General features: G+C 70.8%; 14 protein-coding genes. 7 read left to right on the top strand and 7 right to left on the bottom strand.

Translation table 11 applies throughout. From position 1 onward, the window contains the following. Genes KFLA_RS18105 through KFLA_RS18115 form a run of 3 tightly spaced genes read right to left on the bottom strand, consistent with a single transcriptional unit; the run spans position 1 to position 3039 of the window. Complete coding sequence (locus KFLA_RS18105; protein WP_012921257.1) at positions 1 to 807, bottom strand: citryl-CoA lyase; 807 nt, start codon at positions 805 to 807, stop codon at positions 1 to 3. Beyond that, positions 804 to 2135, bottom strand: a complete 1332-nt coding sequence (locus KFLA_RS18110; RefSeq protein WP_237706535.1) for a CaiB/BaiF CoA transferase family protein — start codon at positions 2133 to 2135, stop codon at positions 804 to 806. Before KFLA_RS18110 ends, KFLA_RS18105 begins: the two co-directional genes overlap by 4 nt. A gap of 55 nt (positions 2136 to 2190) precedes the next feature. After that, complete coding sequence (locus tag KFLA_RS18115; protein WP_012921259.1) at positions 2191 to 3039, bottom strand: IclR family transcriptional regulator; 849 nt, start codon at positions 3037 to 3039, stop codon at positions 2191 to 2193. A gap of 143 nt (positions 3040 to 3182) precedes the next feature. On the opposite strand from KFLA_RS18115, the gene KFLA_RS18120 reads away from it, so the two are divergent. The 4 genes from KFLA_RS18120 (at position 3183) to KFLA_RS18135 (ending at position 6915) form a co-directional block, all read left to right on the top strand. Further along, positions 3183 to 4178 carry a Bug family tripartite tricarboxylate transporter substrate binding protein gene (locus KFLA_RS18120; protein WP_012921260.1) on the top strand — a complete coding sequence of 332 codons (996 nt, stop codon included), beginning with the start codon at positions 3183 to 3185 and terminating at the stop codon, positions 4176 to 4178. Beyond that, positions 4175 to 4804 carry a tripartite tricarboxylate transporter TctB family protein gene (locus KFLA_RS18125; protein ID WP_012921261.1) on the top strand — a complete coding sequence of 210 codons (630 nt, stop codon included), beginning with the start codon at positions 4175 to 4177 and terminating at the stop codon, positions 4802 to 4804. The genes KFLA_RS18120 and KFLA_RS18125 overlap by 4 nt, the downstream gene beginning before the upstream one ends. Further along, a complete protein-coding gene (locus KFLA_RS18130) occupies positions 4801 to 6384 on the top strand; it encodes a tripartite tricarboxylate transporter permease (protein ID WP_012921262.1) in 1584 nt (527 codons plus the stop codon). The genes KFLA_RS18125 and KFLA_RS18130 overlap by 4 nt, the downstream gene beginning before the upstream one ends. Before the next feature lie 126 nt (positions 6385 to 6510). After that, positions 6511 to 6915 (top strand): universal stress protein, encoded by a 405-nt coding sequence (locus KFLA_RS18135; RefSeq protein WP_012921263.1) that lies wholly within the window; start codon positions 6511 to 6513, stop codon positions 6913 to 6915. A 57-nt stretch (positions 6916 to 6972) separates the two neighbouring features. On the opposite strand, the gene KFLA_RS18140 is transcribed toward KFLA_RS18135, so the two are convergent. Continuing rightward, a complete protein-coding gene (locus KFLA_RS18140) occupies positions 6973 to 8148 on the bottom strand; it encodes a hypothetical protein (RefSeq protein WP_012921264.1) in 1176 nt (391 codons plus the stop codon). Between the two features lie 405 nt (positions 8149 to 8553). Here KFLA_RS18140 and hrpA point away from each other — a divergent pair, with 405 nt between their 5' ends. Then, entirely contained in the window at positions 8554 to 12486 is a 3933-nt protein-coding gene (gene hrpA, locus KFLA_RS18145) for an ATP-dependent RNA helicase HrpA (protein ID WP_012921265.1), read from the top strand. A 46-nt stretch (positions 12487 to 12532) separates the two neighbouring features. Here hrpA and KFLA_RS38915 read toward each other — a convergent pair whose 3' ends face one another. Together KFLA_RS38915 and KFLA_RS18155 are read right to left on the bottom strand one after the other, a co-directional pair. After that, positions 12533 to 14824: a discoidin domain-containing protein gene (locus tag KFLA_RS38915; RefSeq protein WP_012921266.1), complete on the bottom strand. Its 2292-nt coding sequence runs from the start codon at positions 14822 to 14824 to the stop codon at positions 12533 to 12535. A gap of 415 nt (positions 14825 to 15239) precedes the next feature. Beyond that, positions 15240 to 16088, bottom strand: coding sequence for a helix-turn-helix transcriptional regulator (locus tag KFLA_RS18155; protein WP_012921267.1), 849 nt, complete (start codon positions 16086 to 16088; stop codon positions 15240 to 15242). A 93-nt stretch (positions 16089 to 16181) separates the two neighbouring features. Between KFLA_RS18155 and KFLA_RS18160 the strand changes: the two genes are divergently transcribed. Continuing rightward, complete coding sequence (locus KFLA_RS18160) at positions 16182 to 16973, top strand: phytanoyl-CoA dioxygenase family protein (RefSeq protein WP_012921268.1); 792 nt, start codon at positions 16182 to 16184, stop codon at positions 16971 to 16973. 109 nt (positions 16974 to 17082) lie between these two features. Here KFLA_RS18160 and KFLA_RS18165 read toward each other — a convergent pair whose 3' ends face one another. Then, entirely contained in the window at positions 17083 to 17499 is a 417-nt protein-coding gene (locus KFLA_RS18165) for a VOC family protein (RefSeq protein WP_012921269.1), read from the bottom strand. A 244-nt stretch (positions 17500 to 17743) separates the two neighbouring features. On the opposite strand from KFLA_RS18165, the gene KFLA_RS18170 reads away from it, so the two are divergent. Continuing rightward, positions 17744 to 18508, top strand: coding sequence for a fructosamine kinase family protein (locus KFLA_RS18170; RefSeq protein WP_012921270.1), 765 nt, complete (start codon positions 17744 to 17746; stop codon positions 18506 to 18508). The last annotated feature ends 38 nt before the right edge of the window (positions 18509 to 18546 follow it).

Raw genomic sequence — 18546 nt, forward strand, 5'->3', positions numbered from 1 at the left:
TCAGTTCTCGGGCAGGGAGCGGGGGCCCGGGCCGGTGTAGGTCGGATTGATGCCCTTGGGCAGGGGGCCTTTGATGCGGGTGGGTTCGTTGTGTTGTTCCCAGGCGTGGGCGAGCAGGCCTACGGAACGAGACAGGACGAACAGGCCGCGGGCGAGTTCGGGGGCGAAGCCGAGCTCGGCGTAGATGGCGGCGGTGGCGCCGTCGACGTTCATCGGGACGGGCTTGGAACCTTCGGCCAGGACCGTCTCGAGGGCCAGGGCGAGGGTCAGGTAGGTGCCGGAGACGGTGCCGGCTTCTACTGCTCTGCCCAGGGCGGTGATCAGGGGGTCGCGGCGCGGGTCGTGGGGGTGCCAGCGGTGGCCGAAGCCGGGGATGAACGCCTTGCGGGCCTTGTACTCCGTGACGAGGGCGCGGGCCGCCGACTCCGGAGACTCGCCGGACTCGACCTCGGCCCGGAGTCGGTGGAGGACCTCCAGGCACTGCTGGCCCGCACCACCGTGGACATCGCCGAGCAAATTCACGCCGGTGGCCATCGCGTTGTTGAGGTCGAGACCGCAGGAGGCGGCCATACGGGCGGCAGCGATCGAAGGCGCTTGGGGGCCGTGGTCAACGGCAGCTACAAGGGTGAGCTCCAGGAGTTCGGCCTCGGCGGCGGACGGGAGCTCGCCGCGGACCATGAGCCACACCATCTGCGGGTAGCTGACCGACCCGATCAGGTCCTGGATCGGGTAACCGCGCAATCGGATGGAACCCGGCTGAATGTCGGTGATGCCGGTGGACCACCAGTCCCCCACTGACTCGTTCATACGACTCCTTCCACCCGCAGCTCTGCGATCTCCTCCGCCGAGTAGCCGAGGCCCCCGAGCACCTCGTCGACGTGCTCGCCCAACGCCGGCGGCCGCCCCGCAGGCCCAACCGGCCGTCCGTCCACGTGCACACTGCTCCCGAGCACCCTCAGAGAGCGCTCCCCGCTCTCTCGGGGCTGCGTCTCCGTCTCGGCGGGTTCGTGCCGGGAGTCGGCCCGCCCGGCGCCACCCGGCACACCACTGCCCAGCGTCCCACTCCCCCGCTCGCGGCCCTGGCGATCAGCGCGATCCGGCGGTCCCGGACTGGCGGCGACCTTTGTTGCCGGTGGCATCGGAACTTCATGCAGGAGTTGGCGTTCGGTCAGCTGGTCCAGGGCGAGGGCTGCGGGCACGGTCAGCACCGGAGCCACCGGTACGCCGGTGGTCGCCAGCAGCTCGTCCCACTCGGCGGCAGAGCGCTCTCTCAGCGTCTTCTCCAGCTCGGCCTTCAGGACGGCCCGATGCTGCTTGCGGGACTCCCGGGTCGCGAAGCGTTCGTCGGCGATCAGCTCCGGCCGGCCGAGGACCCCGCACAGCTCGACGTACTGCTCCTGCTTGTTCGCCGCGATGTTGAGCTCGCCGTCGGCGGTGGCGAAGGTGCCGGACGGGGCCGAGGTCGCGTTCTCGTTGCCCATGGCCCGCGGTTCCCGGCCGCCGACGAGGTAGTCGGACACCACCCAGCCCATCGCGGCGACGGCCGTCTCCAGCATCGACACGTCCAGGTAGCTGCCGACACCGGTCCGGCTGCGTTTCACCAGCGCCGCCGAGATCGCGAAGGCCGCCGCGTAGCCACCGAGCGTGTCGGCGATCGGGAAGCCGGTCCGCGTCGGGGCGGTCTCCGGCGTCCCGGTCACGCTCATGATTCCGGACAGGCCCTGGATGATCTGGTCGTACGCCGGCCGCCCGCGCATCGGCCCGGTCTGCCCGAACCCGGACACCGCGCAGTACACGAGCTGCTCGTTCAGTGCGTGCAGCACGTCCCAGCCGAAGCCGAGGCGGGACAGCACCCCCGGCCGGAAGTTCTCCAGCAGCACGTCGGCATCGCGGACCAGACGTTCGAACACCTCGCGCCCGGCCGGCTTCTTCAAATCCAGGGTGAGGGAGCGCTTCCCGCCGTTCTGCGCGAGGAACGAGATGCCCAGCCCGCGCGCGCTCAGCTCCGGATCCGCGCCGAGACTGCGGGCCAGGTCACCGCCGGCCGGCACCTCCACCTTCACCACGTCGGCGCCCATGAGGCCCAGCTGATACCCCGCGAACGGCCCGGCGAGCACGTTCGTCAGATCCAGCACCCGTACTCCCGCGAGCAGATCGGCCGCAACCCCTGAGCACCCGTGCTCCGCATCCTCAGGAGGCACTGAAACCGCTCCATCCGGTGGCTGCGATGGTCCGTGCGCACCGCCGGACAGCCTGCACGTACGCCGGCAGCCGCTCCTCGTTGAACCGCGTCGTCGGCCCGCCGACCCCGACCGCCCCGACCACCCGCCCGTCCGGCCGCAGCACCGGGGCGGACACCCCGGACGCGCCGAGCTCGCGCTCTCCGTGCGTGATCGCGAAGCCGCGTTCCCCGGTCGCGGCCGCGGCAGCGCGCAGCTTCTTCGGGAAGTCACTGCCGTACGGCGACTCCGCGGCCACCTCGTCGATCACCGACGGGTCGGCCGCCAGCACCGGCGGGTCGCTGAGCAGCACCTTCGACGCGGCACCGCCCCACAGCGGCAGCGCCGACCCGACCGCGATCGAGTGCCGCACGCTCAACGAGCCCGGTGCCTGCGCCAGGCAGACCCGTGTCCGCCCGACCCGGATGTACAGGTTGGCCGTCTCCCCCGTGTCGGCGGCCAGCTTGCCCATTGCGGAGCGGACGGACGGCGGGATCTCCATGCTGGCGCTGCTCAGCCGGGACCAGCGCAGGAAGCCAGGACCGATCGCGTAGCGCCCGGGCCCGATCGCGGCCACCAGCCCCCGCTGCTCCAGCGTCGACACCAGCCGCAGCACCGTTGTCTTGGGCAACTTGCTGGCGTTGGTCAGCTCCGCCAGCGTCCAGGTCGGGTGCTCGTCGTCGAAGCGCTCCAGCAGGTCCAGCGCCCGGTGCACGCTGCGGACTCCCGGCAGCTCCCGCACCGCTTCTTCGCGCTGGTCGCGCTCGACACCCGCCTCGTCGTCGACGCGCCGAGAAGGCACACCGTCCGCGTCCGTCATGCCGCCCCTCTCGCAGGTCGTCGCCCTGACCACGACGATAACCCGCTGGTCCGCAGAACGGAATCTCTGTACCTCCTGGTGGAATGCTGCTACGGTCCAGTGATCCAGGCCACCCCACCCCGCGCGCCTGAAGGAGGTACCCCATGTCGCGAAAGGCACTCGTCGCCACCGGGCTGACCGTGAGCTTGCTGCTGTCCGGCTGCTCCGCCCTGGAAGGCGGCAGCGTGGCCGGCGACTTCCCGTCCCGCAACGTCGAGATCATGGTGCCGGCCGCTCCCGGCGGCGGCTGGGACCTGACCGCCCGGCAGTTCCAGCACGTGATCCAGGAGGACAACTTCCTGCCCGACCGCTCGGTGTCGGTGGTGAACGTGACCGGAGCCGGCGGTGCCGTCGGCATTTCCAGGCTGGTCACCAAGAACCGCAAGGACCCGCACACGCTGATGATCACCGGCCTGGTGATGGTCGGCGCGCTGACCCTGAACCAGTCCCAGATCACGATCTCCGAGACCACGCCGATCGCCACCCTGACGGCCGAGCAGGAGGTCTTCGTGGTGAAGGCCGACTCGCCGATCAGGTCGCTCAAGGATCTGGTCGCGAAGTACCAGGCCGATCCCGCCTCGGTCTCCTGGGGCGGCGGCACCATCGGCGGCACCGACCACATCGCCGCGGGGGTCCTGGTGAAGACCGCCGGCGGGGACCCGTCGAAGGTCAAGTACATCAGCTACTCCGGCGGCGGCGAGGCGACCGCGGCGATCCTGTCCGGCGACGTCACCGTCGGTGTGTCCGGCCTGAGCGAGTTCGAGGAGCAGATCGCCGCCGGCAAGATGCGGGTGCTGGCCACCACCGGGACCGAGCCGATGACGGTCGGCGGCAAGCAGCTGCCGACGCTGAAGTCCGAGGGCTACGACACCGAGGTGCTGAACTGGCGCGCGATCGTCGCGCCGCCGGACATCCCGGAGGCCGACCGGCAACGGCTGATCGAGTTCGTCACCAAGGTCAACTCCTCCCCCGAGTGGGCCGAGATCCGCAAGAAGCAGGGCTGGACCGACTTCTTTCGGACCGGCGACGAGGCGAAGCAGTTCATCGCCGACGAGACCACCCGGGTCGAGGCCCTGCTGCGAGAACTGGGGATCGTATGAGCACCGCCGCCGAGTCCGAACCGATCCGGACCGACCAGGACGACGAGCAGGTTTCCGAGCCGGTCCGCACCGCCGACGTCGAGGTCGAGGCGTCCCGGCTGGTCCGGATCGTCGCGGCCGTCGTCCTGATCGTCCTGGCCGGCACGTTCCTGGTGGGCGTGTTCGACATCCGCAGCCCGAAGGGACTCGACCCGCAGGGCCCGCGATTCTTCCCGCTGCTGGTCACGTCCGCCTGGCTGCTGCTGTCGATCGGCTACCTGGTCGAAGGCCTGCGCGCTCCCCGGACGCCGCGGCGTACGCCGGCCGCCGACCCGGTCTCGGCCGAGTCCCTGGAAGCAACGTCGGCCGAGGTGCCCAAGGCCGACCCGGCCACCGCCGGGGTGACCGAGCGCAGCTGGTTCGAACCGGTCGCCGTCTCGGCCCTGCTCGTGCTCTACGCGTTCCTCGTCGTCCCGCTCGGCTACCTGATCGCGACCGCGCTGCTGTTCTTCGCCACCGCCCGCGTGCTCGGCAGCCGCCAGGTGCCCCGGGACGCGATCGTCGCGGTGGTGCTGACGGTCGTCGTCTACGTCGCGTTCACCCAGTTCCTCGACATCTCGCTGCCGGAGGGGGTGCTCGGCCTGTGATCCCGCACGCCGTGATCAACGACCTGCTGAACGGCTTCGGCACCGTGCTCGACCCGATGAACCTGCTCTGGGCCGTGCTCGGCGTCACCCTCGGCATGCTGGTCGGCATCCTGCCCGGGATCGGCCCGGCGCTGACCATCGCGCTGCTGCTGCCGATCACGTTCAACTTCACCGACCCGATCGGCGCCTTCATCATGTTCGCCGGCATCTACTACGGCGCGATGTACGGCGGCTCGACCACCTCGATCCTGATCAACACCCCCGGTGAGTCGGCCTCGGTGGCGACCGCGATCGAGGGCCACAAGATGGCGCTCAAGGGCCGGGCCCGGGCCGCACTCGCGACCGCGGCGATCGGGTCCTTCATCGCCGGCACCATCTCCACCGTGCTGCTGACGTTCGTGGCCAAGCCGATCGGCAGCCTGGCGAGCAACTTCCAGGCCACCGACTACTTCGCGATCACGTTGCTGGCGATGGTCGCGGTGACCGCGCTGGTCGGCAGTTCGCTGGTCCGCGGCCTGCTGTCGCTGACGGTCGGGCTGTTCATCGGGCTGATCGGTCTGGACAGCCTGTCCGGCGCCCAGCGCTACACCTTCGGCACCCTGCGCCTGCTCGACGGTGTCGACGTGGTGATCGTGATCGTCGGGCTCTTCGCGATCGGGGAAACGCTGCACGTCGCGTCGAAGCTGCGCAGTACGCCGGACCGCCCGGCCGTGCTGGAGAAGGGCCGGCTGCGCACCGGATACCTGAACAAGGCCGACTGGTCCCGGTCCTGGGCTCCCTGGCTGCGCGGTACGGCGCTGGGCTTCCCGTTCGGCGCGATCCCGTCCGGCGGCGCCGAGGTCCCGACGTTCCTGTCGTACACGATCGAGCGGCGGCGGGCCCGGAAGCGAGCGCGACGGGCCGGCCGGCAGCACCCCGACGAGTTCGGCGACGGCGCGATCGAGGGCGTCGCGGGACCGGAGGCGGCCAACAACGCGTCGTTCTCCGGCGTGCTGGTGCCACTGCTGACGCTGGGTCTGCCGACCTCGGCGACGGCGGCCGTGATGCTCGCGGCGTTCCAGATCTTCAACGTGCAGCCGGGTCCGCAGCTGTTCGAGGACGAGGGCACGCTGGTCTGGACGCTGATCGCCTCGCTCTACATCGGCAACCTGATCCTGCTGATCATGAACCTGCCGCTGATCCAGATCTGGGTCCAGGTGCTCAAGGTGCCGCGCCCGCTGCTGTACGCCGGAATCCTGGTCTTCGCCTGCCTCGGCGTCTACTCGCTGTCCGGGTCGGGCTACGAGGTGCTGATGGCGCTGCTGATCGGGGTGGCCGGCTTCTTCATGCGCAAGCTCGACTTCCCGATCGCGCCGGTCATTCTCGGGGTGATCCTCGGCCCGACGATGGAGGAGCAGTTCCGGCGCGCGCTGGTCATCTCCAACGGCGACGCCGGCGTCTTCTTCACCCGGCCGCTCAGCCTGATCATCATCCTGCTGACCGTGCTCGCGCTGTTCGTGCCGTACCTGCCGCGGCTGGTGGCGCGGGTGCGCGGCACCCAGCCGACCCGGGACCGGCTCACCTTCGGCGAGGACGACTGATGCCGCACCTGCACCACTCACCAACCGCCCTTCACCTGGGTCCGGTCAGGCCGACCGAGCGGAACTCGCACGGCCGGCGGGTGCTTGGTGAGTGGTGCAGGTCCGACTGATGGGAGAGTGTGAGCTGTGAAGATCCTCGTCGGCTACGTGCCCACCCCCGAAGGAGAGGCCGCGCTGACCGCGGCCGCTGCCGAAGCCGAGCTGCGCGGGGCGGGGGTGCTGCTGCTGAACACCAGCCGCGGCGACGCCTACGTCGACAACCGGTACGCCAACGCCGACGAGCTGGCCGCGGCAGAGGCGAAGCTGCGGGAGCGCGGCGTCGAGGTGACCATCCAGCAGGCGGTCGGCTCCGGCGATGTCGCGGCCGAACTGCTGAAGGCGGCCGCGGCCGACGACGTCGCGCTGATCGTGCTCGGCCTGCGCCGCCGCAGCCCGGTCGGCAAACTCATTCTCGGCAGCACCGCCCAACGCGTCCTGCTCGAGTCCCCCGTCCCCGTGCTCGCCGTCAAGGTGCCCAGCCCCCGCGACTGACCTGTCGGGGCAACGCCGCGCCGGGTCAGGACCGCGACCGACGACGCGGCCCCGCGATCAGCCGGTGGGCGCGACCTCCAGCCCGTTCAGCTCGATCCACCGGCTGACGGCGGCCCGGTGATCGTTCGCCTCGGTGGACGTGGTGAGGAAGTGCCTCGGCAACCGGTCGGCCGCGACCCGCAGATCGGCGCCGATCGCGGCCTGCACGTCAGGTGCCGACGGCCTGCCGACGGCGTACGCCGGGTCGAGCAGGATCCGGCAGACGGCGCGGTTCCACTCCATCATGCCGGTCCCGCCGAACCGTCCGCGCCGGTCCCGGACCGAGATCGCCGTGCTCAGCGCCTGCTCGGCCTCCGCGTACCGCGGCATCGGGGAGTCCTTCAGCGCGTAGCCGAGCGAGGCGAAGTGCCGGGGGAACTGCTGCGCCGTGTCCCGGGCGATGAGCGCACGGAACACCGGGATCGTGCGTTCCATCGCGGCCTTGTCGCTGCGCCAGGTGGTGTGCCGCTGGTCCTCGGCGAGCCGGAAGATCTGCACCAGCCATTCCGGCGTCGCCCTGCGGATCGCCTGGTCGAGCTCCTGCTGCGAGGGCGGGTTCTGCCCGGTGAGCTGGCGCTCGACCAGAGAGAGCGCGTCCGCGTTGGCGTCCCCGCGCTGGGTCAGCACTCCCTCGATCTTCTCGGTCAGGTCGGCGTCCGCGGCCTGCAGCACACCGCGCAGCCGCGACCGCGTCCACAGGTAGAGCAGCAGGAACGCGCTCACCGCGAAGTACCCGGCGTACACGATCGCGAAGGCCGGGCTGTGCGGTTCGCCGCCGAACAGCGGGCCGAGCCAGTTGCCGAGCCGGCGGAGCGCGGCCGGCAGGGTCGCGATCTGGATCAGTCCGACGCCGACGATGATCTTGGTCAGCCAGTCGGAGATCTCCTCCAGGTTGGTGTTGGCCAGGTAGCGCACCGCCTTGCCGTCCAGCTGGTCGGACTGCAGCGTTTTCGGGATTCCGAAGAGGAAGCCCAGCACGCCGCCGCACGCCGCGGCCGCGCCGGCCGTCGCGACCGCGGCGCCGATGACGCCGAACGCGCTGCCCGGACTGCGCGGTACGGCGTACAGCACCGCCGCCAGCAGTCCCACGCCGAGCACGACCGCCGCGGCCCGCAGCAGCGTCTGCTCGAACTTGTCGGCCGGCGTCGGCGGTTGATCGCCGACGCTGTCCCCTGTCATCCCCTGCGTGGCCATCGCCAGCTCCCTTCGCCGGGGACCCAGTAGAGCGGTGCTCAGGGCAACTTCACAACCGGGCCGGGCGTGTCTTTCCGTGACCGTTACCACCGTTGACGTGACGGCGTGCCGGCACCCTGACCGGGCCGGCGGCGGGGCGCGGGCGAAATCCGCGTGAGCGGGTGGGGCGGGCCGCCTAAACTGGTCGGTGCCATGCCTGATGCCCGGACCGAGTCCCCGAGTCCTTCCCCAGCCGCTGACACTTCCACCGGTCCCGTCCAGGACCCCGCTGCTTCCACCGGTCCCGGCCAGAACCCTGCTGCGTCCGCCGGTCCCGGCCAGGACGCTGCTCGCCGACGGCGACCGCGCCGGCGGGGCGGGCGGCCGTCGAGCGGACGGCCCGAGGCGGATGAGAACGAGGCCGGCGTGACCGTGGCCGAGTTGCTGCCGCGGCTGGAGCAGTTGACGGTCCACGACCGAGAGCAGCTGGGCCGCCGGCTGGAGCGAGTGCGGACGGCGCGCGAGCCCGGGAAGCGCTCTCAGGCTCTCCAGGGCATGCTCGCCGCGATCGAGCAGGCCGAGCACCGGGTCGAGTTGCGCCGGCTCGCCGTACCGGAGATCAGCTATCCCGAGGAGCTGCCGGTCAGCCAGCTCAAGGACGACATCGCCGCCGCGATCCGTGACCACCAGGTCGTCGTGATCGCCGGCGAGACCGGCTCCGGCAAGACCACCCAGATCCCGAAGATCTGCCTCGAGCTCGGCCGCGGGGTGCAGGGCCTGATCGGGCACACCCAGCCCCGCCGGCTCGCGGCGCGGACCGTCGCGGAGCGGATCGCGGAAGAGCTCGGTACCGAGCTGGGCGACACGATCGGCTACGCGGTGCGCTTCACCGACAAGGTCAGTGAGCGCTCTCTGGTGAAGCTGATGACCGACGGCATCCTGCTCAACGAGCTGCAGCGCGACCGCGACCTCAGCCGGTACGACACCCTGATCATCGACGAGGCGCACGAGCGCAGCCTGAACATCGACTTCATCCTGGGCTACCTCAAGCAGCTGCTCCCCCGCCGGCCCGACCTCAAGGTGGTCATCACCTCGGCGACGATCGACCCCGAGCGCTTCGCCGAGCACTTCAGCGATGCCGAGGGCAAGCCGGCGCCGATCGTCGAGGTGTCCGGGCGCACCTACCCGGTCGAGGTCCGGTACCGCCCGGTCAACGACCCCGACGACCCGGCCACCCTCGACCGCGACCAGACCCAGGCGATCCTGGACGCCGTCGACGAGCTGATGGTCGAGGCGCCCGGCGACATCCTGGTGTTCCTCAGCGGTGAGCGGGAGATCCGCGACACCGCCGACGCGCTGAACGACAAGTTCGCCCAGCAGCGCGGCCGGCCCGGCGCGGTGGAGGTGCTGCCGCTGTACGCCCGGCTGTCCAACGCCGAGCAGCACCGGGTCTTCCAGCCGCACGGCAACCGCCGGATCGTGCTGGCCACGAACGTCGCCGAGACCTCGCTGACGGTTCCCGGCATCAAGTACGTGATCGATCCCGGCACCGCCCGGATCTCCCGCTACAGCCATCGCACCAAGGTCCAGCACCTGCCGATCGAGCCGGTCTCCCAGGCCAGCGCCAACCAGCGCAAGGGCCGCTGCGGCCGGACCAGCGACGGCATCTGCATCCGGCTGTACTCCGAGGAGCACTTCGACAGCCGGCCGGAGTTCACCGATCCGGAGATCCTGCGCACCAACCTGGCCTCGGTGATCCTGCAGATGACCTCGATCGGGCTCGGCGACATCGCCGCGTTCCCGTTCATCGACGAGCCGGACCGGCGCAGCATCACCGACGGCGTGCAGCTGCTGACCGAGCTCGGCGCGATCGACAGCACCCGCAGGACCGACCGCAACCGACGGCTCACCGACGTCGGCCGGCAGCTGGCGCAGATCCCGCTCGACCCGCGGCTGGCCCGGATGGTGGTCGAGGCGGACAAGCACGGCTGCGTGCGCGAGGTGATGGTGATCGCCGCCGCGCTGTCCATCCAGGACCCGCGCGAGCGGCCGACCGACGCCGAGGCGCAGGCCACCCAGCAGCACGCCCGCTTCCGCGACCCGACGTCGGACTTCCTCGGTTTCCTCAACCTCTGGAACTACCTCAAGAAGCAGCAGAAGGAGCTGTCCGGCAACCAGTTCCGCCGGATGTGCCGCGCGGAGTACCTGAACTACCTGCGGGTGCGCGAGTGGCAGGACATCTTCGCCCAGCTGCGCCAGGTCGCCGGGCAGATCGGCGTCACGCTGAACTCCGGCGAGCCGGCCGACCCGCAGAGCGTGCACGTCTCGCTGCTGGCCGGCCTGCTGTCCCACCTCGGCATGAAGGACCCGGCCAACCAGCACCAGTACCTCGGGGCCCGCGGCACCAAGTTCGCGATCTTTCCCGGCTCGGGGCTGTTCAAGAAGCCGCCGCAGTTCGTGATGGCCGCCGAGTTGGTCGAGACGTCGCGGCTGTGGGCCCGGGTGAACGCCAAGATCGAGCCCGAGTGGGCCGAGGACCTGGCCGGTCACCTGATCAAGCGCAGCTACTCGGAGCCGCACTGGGAACGCAAGGCCGGCGCGGTGATGGCCTACGAGAAGGTCACCCTGTACGGCGTACCGATCGTGGCCCGGCGCAAGATCAACTACGGCTCGGTCGATCCCGAGGTGTCGCGCGAGCTGTTCATCCGCAACGCGCTGGTCGAGGGTGACTGGGACACCCACCACAAGTTCTGGCACGAGAACCGCCGGCTGATCGCGGAGGTCGAGGAGCTGGAGGAACGCACCCGGCGGCGTGACCTGCTGGTCGACGACGAGACGCTGTTCGCGTTCTACGACGAGCGGATCGGCGCCGAGGTGGTCACCGGCCGGCACTTCGACACCTGGTGGAAAAAGGCGCGGCAGCGCGACCCCGACCTGCTCGACTTCGAGCGGTCGCTGGTGGTCCGCGAGGGCGCGGAGGTCAAGGAGGAGGAGTTCCCGCTGCGGTGGACGCAGAACGGGATGACCTTCGACCTCACCTACGCGTTCGAGCCCGGCACCGACGCGGACGGTGTCACCGTGCACATCCCGCTGCTGGTGCTGAACCAGGTGACCGCCGACGGCTTCGAGTGGAGCGTTCCTGGCTTCCGCGAGGAACTGGTCACCACGCTGATCAAGTCGTTGCCGAAGGCCATCCGGCGCAACATCGTGCCGGCCCCGGACCACGCCCGCCAGGTGCTGCCGCACCTGGATCCGTCGTCCGGCCCGCTCACCGACGCGCTCGCCCGCGAGCTGCGTAACCTGCGCGACGTGGTGATCGAACCGTCGGACTGGGACTGGAGCCGGGTGCCCGAGCACCTGCGGATGACCTTCCGGGTGGTCGACGACCACGGCAAGGCGGTGGCCGAGGGCAAGGATCTTGCGCGGCTCAAGGAACGGCTGAAGCCGAGGACGACGGCGGCGATCTCGAAGGTCGCGGCCACGGCGGTCAGCGGGCTGGAACGCGCCGGGCTGACCGACTGGACCTTCGGCGACCTGCCGCGCAGCTTCTCCGAGCACCGCAACGGTCTCACCGTGGCCGGCTACCCGGCGCTGGTCGACGAGGGCAAGACGGTGGCCATCCGGTTGCAGGAGACCGAACGCGACCAGGCCGCGGCGATGTGGAACGGTACCCGCAAGCTGCTGCTGCTCACCATGCCCTCGGTCATCGACGTGGTCCAGCGCCACCTGACGAACCAGCAGAAGATGACGCTGATGGCCGGCCCGCACCGCAACGTCGGCGACCTGCTCGACGACGCCGTCTCCGCGGCGATCGATCAGCTGATGGCGGCGGCCGGCGGCCCGGCATGGAACCTGACCGCGTTCTCGATCCTGCGCGACGCGGTCCGGTCCGAGCTCGCCGACACGGTGCTGGCGATCCTGCGGCAGGTCGAGCAGGTGCTCGCGCACGCGCGCACGGTCGACAAGCAGATCTCGCGGTCGTCCAGCCCGGCGTTGCTGGCCGCGCTCTCCGACGTGCGTGGCCAGCTGGAGTCGCTGGTGCACCGCGGCTTCATCACCGAGACCGGCGCCCAGCGGCTGCCTGACCTGATCCGCTACCTGCGCGGGATCGAGCAGCGGCTGGACAAGATCGCCGCGAACGCGATGCGCGACCGGTCCGGGATGGCGATCGTGCAGACCCTCACCGACGAGTACCAGGCCCGGCTGCGCGCCGTACCGGCCGGCAAGTACCCGAGCCCGGAGCTGCTCGAGGTGCGCTGGATGCTCGAGGAGCTGCGGATCAGCCTGTTCGCCCAGACCATCGGTACGCCGTACCCGGTCTCGGAGAAGCGGATCCGCAAGGCGCTCGCTACGGCGTGACCTGCTCGGACGTGGCCCGCCGGTCGAGCCGGCGGGCCACCGCTCGTCACGGGTAGTTCGTGACGTACCGCTGCTGGGTGGCGGCGTTCGCGGTGCCGCCGGTGTTGTTGATGACGTTGGCGATCGTGCCGACGCCGCCGAGGGAGACCGAGACCAGACTGTGGAAGCGGACCCCCGGGGTGTCCGGGACCTCGAAGGAACGAGACGCCACGATCGACGGGTTCGTGTTGAAGAACGAGTAGCTGCCGACACCCCACGCCTCGTGGTTGGTGACGTGGTTCGCGACCTTGTACGCCGCCCAGCCCTGGGTGCCGGGCCCACTCGACCAGGAGGCCTGGTTCGGGACGTCGTACGGGAACTCGTTCTGGAAGAAGTACGTGCGGCCGTGGTTGCCGTTCCACAACACCTCGTACTCCTGGTAGTGCTCGACGAACAGGCCGTGCATCGTGACGTTGTTGCCGTTGACGACGAGTCCGTTGGCGGCGGTGTTGAGGTCCCAGCCGATGCCCTCGCCGTGGTCGCCGCGCCACAGCCAGAGGTGGTCACCGATCACGTTGTTGCTGTTCACCTCCACGCTCACGGTCGCCCTGCCGACGTGGGCGCCGCCGATCCGGGCGTACACGTCGTGCAGCGAGGTCGGGTTCGCGGCGTGGTTGGCCGACGAGCCGCGCGGGCCGACCTGGATCAGGACCGGCGAGTTGACCGCGCCGGCGTCGACCAGCACGCCGGCCAGCTTCACGCCGCCGACGTCGGCGACGGTGATCGCCGCCTTGCCGGTGTCGGGAACCAGCGTGGCCAGGCCGAGTCCCAGGACGACGGTGTCGGCGCGGGTGACCCGGATCGTGTCGTTCAGGTGGTACACGCCCGGCGTGAACAGCAGGTGCTTGCCCTGGTCGAGCGCGGCGTTGATCGTGGCGACCGAGGCGCCGGGCTTGACCACGTAGAACTGGCTCAGGCTGATCGACGAGCCGGCGGCCGGGCCGTTGGACCAGCTGGTACCGACGGTGTTGCTGCGCAGCGCGGGAACGAACACGTTGTAGTTGCCGGCCGCATCGAAGTACAGAAACGGCTTCTCCCGCATCTGCGGGGTCTGGCCGATCACGGTGTGCGAGGGGTTCGGGAAGTTGTGCGGCGGTGCACCCCTGGTGCCGACGAAGACCATGTTCCAGACCGAGCCGGCCCAGCCGTTGCCGAACTCGGAGTTGCGCGACAGCCACTGCTGCTGGGAGCCGGAGACCACCCGGCCGTCGATCTTGGTGTCGGCGAACAGGCCGCCGCTGGCCCAGCCGTCGCCGCCGTTCCAGAGCTGGATCTCCGGCGCGCCCTTGAGGTGCATGCGCCGGTACGGCGCCGCCTGCGAAACGGCCCAGCGCTCGATCTGGCCGGGCGGCGTGGTGACGGCCAGGTTCTCGGCGGACCGCCAGAAGTTCTGCGTGGCGTTGCCCAAGTTGTTCGGGTTGTCGCCCTGCTGCAGCCAGTCGGCCTCGACCCGCACGTGGCCGTTCAGGTTGACGTCGTCCGGGGACAGGCCGAGGCCGGCGACCTGGGTGTAGAAGCCGAGGTTCACGTCGGCGGTGTAGGTGCCGGGCTTCCAGAGCGCGGCGTACCGCTGGGTGCCGAACTGGTTGGTGTGCATCTCGGCGGCGATCTGGTTCAGCCGGTTCTGCATCTCCGCCTGCGGCGTGCTCGGGCTGAAGACCGAGACGTTCGGCCCGAAGTCGGGGTTCCGCGGATCGGTCGGCGGCACCACCGGGCCGGTGCCTCCGTCGGAACCGCGCACGGTGACCTCCCACAACGAGTAGCCGTAACCGGTCCCACGCTGGGTGCCGGTGATCCGGACGTAGCGGCCGGTGCCGGTCACGTCGAGGGTCTGCGTGCCGCCGGCGCCGGAAGTGGTCGCGTACACCTGGCTCCAGGTGGACGCGTTGTCCGAGACCTCCACCCGGAACGCCCGCCCGTACGCCGCCTCCCAGCTGAGCACGAGCTGGCAGATCGGCGTGCTCGCGCCGAGGTCGATCTGCAGCCACTGCGGATCCGAGAACGCGCTCCCCCAGCGCGTTCCGGGGTTGCCGTCGACCGCGGCGGAGGCGGGCAGGCCGGCGTTCTCGGTGGAAGAGGCGGTGGCCGGGCGGCCCTGGGCGAGGTTCGTCGTACCGCAGGCCGCGGCGGCCCGCTGCTGGGTCGGGACGTGGGTGGTCGGCGGGGTGGCGGCTTCGGCGGTGTCGGCTTCACCAGAGGCGACGACGGCGCCGGCCAGCAGCAGACCGGCCGAGGCAAGGGCAAGGGACCGGCGCAGCAGCACCGGAGAGCGCGCACCAGCGCGCGAGCTGAAGATCATGGCGTGACCAATCAAGAAGTGGACGGGGCGGCATCCGCGCACCGCGGTGATCGACCGCGGCGGGCTGACTTCCTGCAGGGGTGAGAGAGCGCTCTCTGAGAGAGTGAACCGCTCGGGACGCGGTGTCAAGGGAACGTTCCCTGAGCGTGGTTCCGGAACTCGCCGACGAGTCGGCCTGCCCGGTCGTCGGCGGGTCAGCGGGTCGGCGCGGCGGCGGGCCAGCAGGTCGGGGATTCGGGGGGTTCGGGGGGCCGGCACGGCGGCGCGGCGGCGGGCCAGCGGGTCGGCTGTCAGCGGGTCGGGGCGTCAGCGGGCCAGCGGATCGGGGGGTGAGCGGGTCGGCGCGGCGGCGGGTCGGCCGCGTCAGCGGGCCGGCGCGACCCCTGGATCAGCGGCCGCCACAACAGCAAAACAGCTACGGGACGAAGGCGCGCTGGGCCCGGTGGCGGAAGGTCCGCGGGGAGACCTGGTGGGCGGCGGTGAAGCAGCGGGTGAAGTACGACTGGCTGCTGAACCCGCACCGGGCGGCGATCTCGGCGATCGGGTCGGTGGTTGCCGCCAGCAATGCCGCCGCCTGCTCGAGCCGGAGGTCGGTGACGAAGGCGGTCGGCGTCGTCCCGTACGCCGCGCGCAGCGAGCGGGACAGGTGGGCCGCGCTCACCCCCGCGAGCTCCAGCAGGCGCGGCACTCCCCCGCGCAGGTTCTCCTCGGCGCGCATCGCCGTGCAGGCCGCGGTGAGCCAGCCGGGAGCGGCGTTGCCGGGGCGAGCCGGCAACTCCTCGGGCGACACCAGCGGCAGCAGGTCGATCCAGAACCGCAGCAGGTCGAAGGCCGCGGGCTCGGCCTGGAAACGGGAGAGCGCGCTCTCGAACACCGCGATCGCCGCCGCCGAGTCGTGCGGGCGAAACGTGACCGGCTGCCGGGCGGCGTCCCAGCTGCCGGTCGGGTTGGTGCGGGTCAGATTGAGAAAACCCTGCCACGCCGAGCTCGGGAACGCGACGTTGACGAACTCCAGCCCGTCCGGGGCCGCACCGCGGATCGCGTGCCGGTCCCGCGGCCGAACCAGAACGACGTCGCCGGCGTCCAACGGCAGTGTGCCGGTCGGCAACAGGTGCTCGCCGCGCCCGGAGACGACGCCCATCAGCTCGTGGAAGTCGGCATGGGTGTGCAGCTCGGAGTCCCGCGCCCGCGCGGCGAACCGGACCCGGGCCGCGTGGTACGGCCGGCCGAGCGCCGACCACTCGAACCGCAGGGTCTGAGCCACCTCAAGAGAGTACAAGTTCGCGTCAGTCAGCTGCTAGTGCCGAAACCCCCGGTCCGCCGACGATCTAGGCAGGACCAGGCGAAGGGAATCCCGATGACTTCAACAGCGGAGCAGCAGGTCGGCGAGCAAGCCCTGGCGGCGTACCAGCGCGACGGGTACGTCGTGTTCCGGGACGTGCTCGACCGGAACCTGATCAACGAGGTGAACGACCACGTGGACTGGCTGCAGGCGCGCCATCCCGATGTCCGGCCGGAGCAGCTCGGGCACGTCTTCCTGCGCGACGACCCGTTCTGGGTCCGGCTGGTGAGCGATCCGCGACTGCTGGAGATCGCCGCGCTGTTCGTCGGCCCCGACCTGGCGCTGTTCGCGTCGCACTACATCTCGAAGCCGCCGTACTCCGGGCAGCCCGTGCTCTGGCACCAGGACGCGGCGTTCTGGCCGCTGGACCCGATGAGCGTGGTGACGCTCTGGCTGGCGGTCGACCACTCGACTCCGCGCAACGGGTGCGTCCGGGTGATTCCCGGCAGCCACCTCGGCCCGGTCGCGCAGATGCGCGACAACACCAGTGTGGAGAGCGTGCTCGGCAAGGAGATCGCGGTCGAGGTGGACGAGTCGCAGGCGGTCGACATCGTGCTCGCGCCCGGCGACGTCGAGGTGCACCACCCGAACATCGTGCACGGCAGCAACGCCAACACCTCGCCGGACCGGCGCTGCGGGTTGACCATCCGCTACATCCCGACCTCGACCCGGATCACCGATCCGGAGGTGCCGTACCCGAGCGCCTTCCATCTGCAGGGCGCGCCGGGCGTCAACAGCTACCAGCCCCGCCCCCGCTACGTCGAAGGGCGCCACTACCCCTTCGCCGGGCGCTCCGAGTGGATCTGACGCCGTCCCTCGGCCGCGCGCCGAACAGCGACCGGCCGGCGTTCCCGTGGGGGGTACGCCGGCCGGTCGCGGTGCTTGTGGCGCGGTGGTCAGCCGCACCGGAGCAGGCTCACTCCAGGCAGATCCGAAACGGGTGTCCCGCCGGGTCGGCGTAGACCCGCCAGCCGCGCTCGTTCTCCGCCGGCGGGGCGTCGACCGGGTCGAGCGGCTCCGCGCCGAGCGCGACCACGGCCGCGTGCCCGCTGGACAGGTCCTCGACGATCAGGTCGAGATGCAGCTCCTGCGCGTCGGTCCCCGGCCAGGTGGCCGGGACGTAGTCCTCCGAGCGCCGGAAGGAGAGCGTCGGGAAGCCCAACGTCGACCCGGGCGTGCTGAGGCTGCGCCAGTCGTCGTCACCGTGCTCGTCGATCTCCAGACCGAACAGCGTCGAGTAGAACCGGGCGAGCTCGAGTGGGTCCGGGCAGTCCAGCACCACCGAGCCGAGCCGCCCGGCAGTACTGCCCGGCTGCTCTGCCACCTGCGTCATCTGTCCTCCAGCTTCCTTTGTCCGGAGTAACTCCCGGCCATCGGGCCCGTCCTGGTCGGAGGCCCGGCCGCCAACGATGACAGGTCCAGGGTGCCGCGCGCATCTTGCGACACGCCTCGTTGACGCGTCAGGCCGATCGCCCCGGCGGACCGCATCCCGTCCGCCCGGCCGCCGCCCGGCTCCCACCCGACTCCGGCTCGGGGTCCGGGCGGCGGTGACGGGCCGAACCTGGCAGAGTGCCGTCATGACCGTGCCGCCCGCCGCGTTCGTGAAGCAACGGTTCGACGCACCCCCGGGCTTCTTCGAGGCCGCCGGACTGCGCTGGCTCTCGGTTCCCGGCGGCGTCACGGTGGTGCAGCCGCTGGAGGTCTCCGCCACCCACCTGGCCACGCCACGGCTGGAGACCGTGCCACCGACCGGCAGGGCCGCGGACGAGTTCGGTCGCCTGCTGGCGGTCACCCACGACGCCGGCGCCCGCTGGTACGGCGTACCGCCGGACGGCTGGCAGACCGACGGCTACATCGGCACGATCGAGCTGCCGCACAGCCTGCGGCCGCTGGAGGCGTGGGGCGAGTTCTACGCGAACCTGCGGCTGCGGCCGTACCTGCGGTCGGCGTACGACGCGGGCACGATCGACGACCGCCGCCTGAAAGTGTTCGAGCGGCTGTGCGCCAAGCTGGAGAGCGGCGCGTACGACGACGCGTCGGAGCGGCCGAGCCGGCTCCACGGCGACCTGTGGTCCGGCAACGTGGTCTGGTGCCCCGACGGCGTCCACCTGATCGACCCGGCGGCCCACGGCGGCCACCGCGAGACCGACCTCGCCATGCTCGGCCTGTTCGGCATGCCGCAGCTTGAGCGCGTCTTGCGCGCCTACAACGAGGTTCACCCCCTCACGGACGGCTGGCGAGAGCGCGTCGACCTCCACCGGCTCCACCCGCTGCTGACCCATGTGGTGATGTTCGGCGCCGCGTACGTACCCCGGGCGCTCGCAGTCGCCCACCACTACTAATGCAGAGTGCTGTCTGAAATCTTGACTCGGACAGTGAG

It is taken from the genome of Kribbella flavida DSM 17836 (genome assembly GCF_000024345.1).
Lineage (GTDB): Bacteria > Actinomycetota > Actinomycetes > Propionibacteriales > Kribbellaceae > Kribbella > Kribbella flavida.

Excerpts from the sequence above, each read along its gene's own strand:
- KFLA_RS18105 (WP_012921257.1), bottom strand. The coding sequence starts at position 807 with ATGAACGAGTCAGTGGGGGACTGGTGGTCCACCGGCATCACCGACATT.
- KFLA_RS18115 (WP_012921259.1), bottom strand. The coding sequence starts at position 3,039 with ATGACGGACGCGGACGGTGTGCCTTCTCGGCGCGTCGACGACGAGGCG.
- KFLA_RS18120 (WP_012921260.1), top strand. The coding sequence starts at position 3,183 with ATGTCGCGAAAGGCACTCGTCGCCACCGGGCTGACCGTGAGCTTGCTG.
- KFLA_RS18125 (WP_012921261.1), top strand. The coding sequence starts at position 4,175 with ATGAGCACCGCCGCCGAGTCCGAACCGATCCGGACCGACCAGGACGAC.
- KFLA_RS18140 (WP_012921264.1), bottom strand. The coding sequence starts at position 8,148 with ATGGCCACGCAGGGGATGACAGGGGACAGCGTCGGCGATCAACCGCCG.
- KFLA_RS38915 (WP_012921266.1), bottom strand. The coding sequence starts at position 14,824 with ATGATCTTCAGCTCGCGCGCTGGTGCGCGCTCTCCGGTGCTGCTGCGC.
- KFLA_RS18160 (WP_012921268.1), top strand. The coding sequence starts at position 16,182 with ATGACTTCAACAGCGGAGCAGCAGGTCGGCGAGCAAGCCCTGGCGGCG.
- KFLA_RS18165 (WP_012921269.1), bottom strand. The coding sequence starts at position 17,499 with ATGACGCAGGTGGCAGAGCAGCCGGGCAGTACTGCCGGGCGGCTCGGC.
- KFLA_RS18170 (WP_012921270.1), top strand. The coding sequence starts at position 17,744 with ATGACCGTGCCGCCCGCCGCGTTCGTGAAGCAACGGTTCGACGCACCC.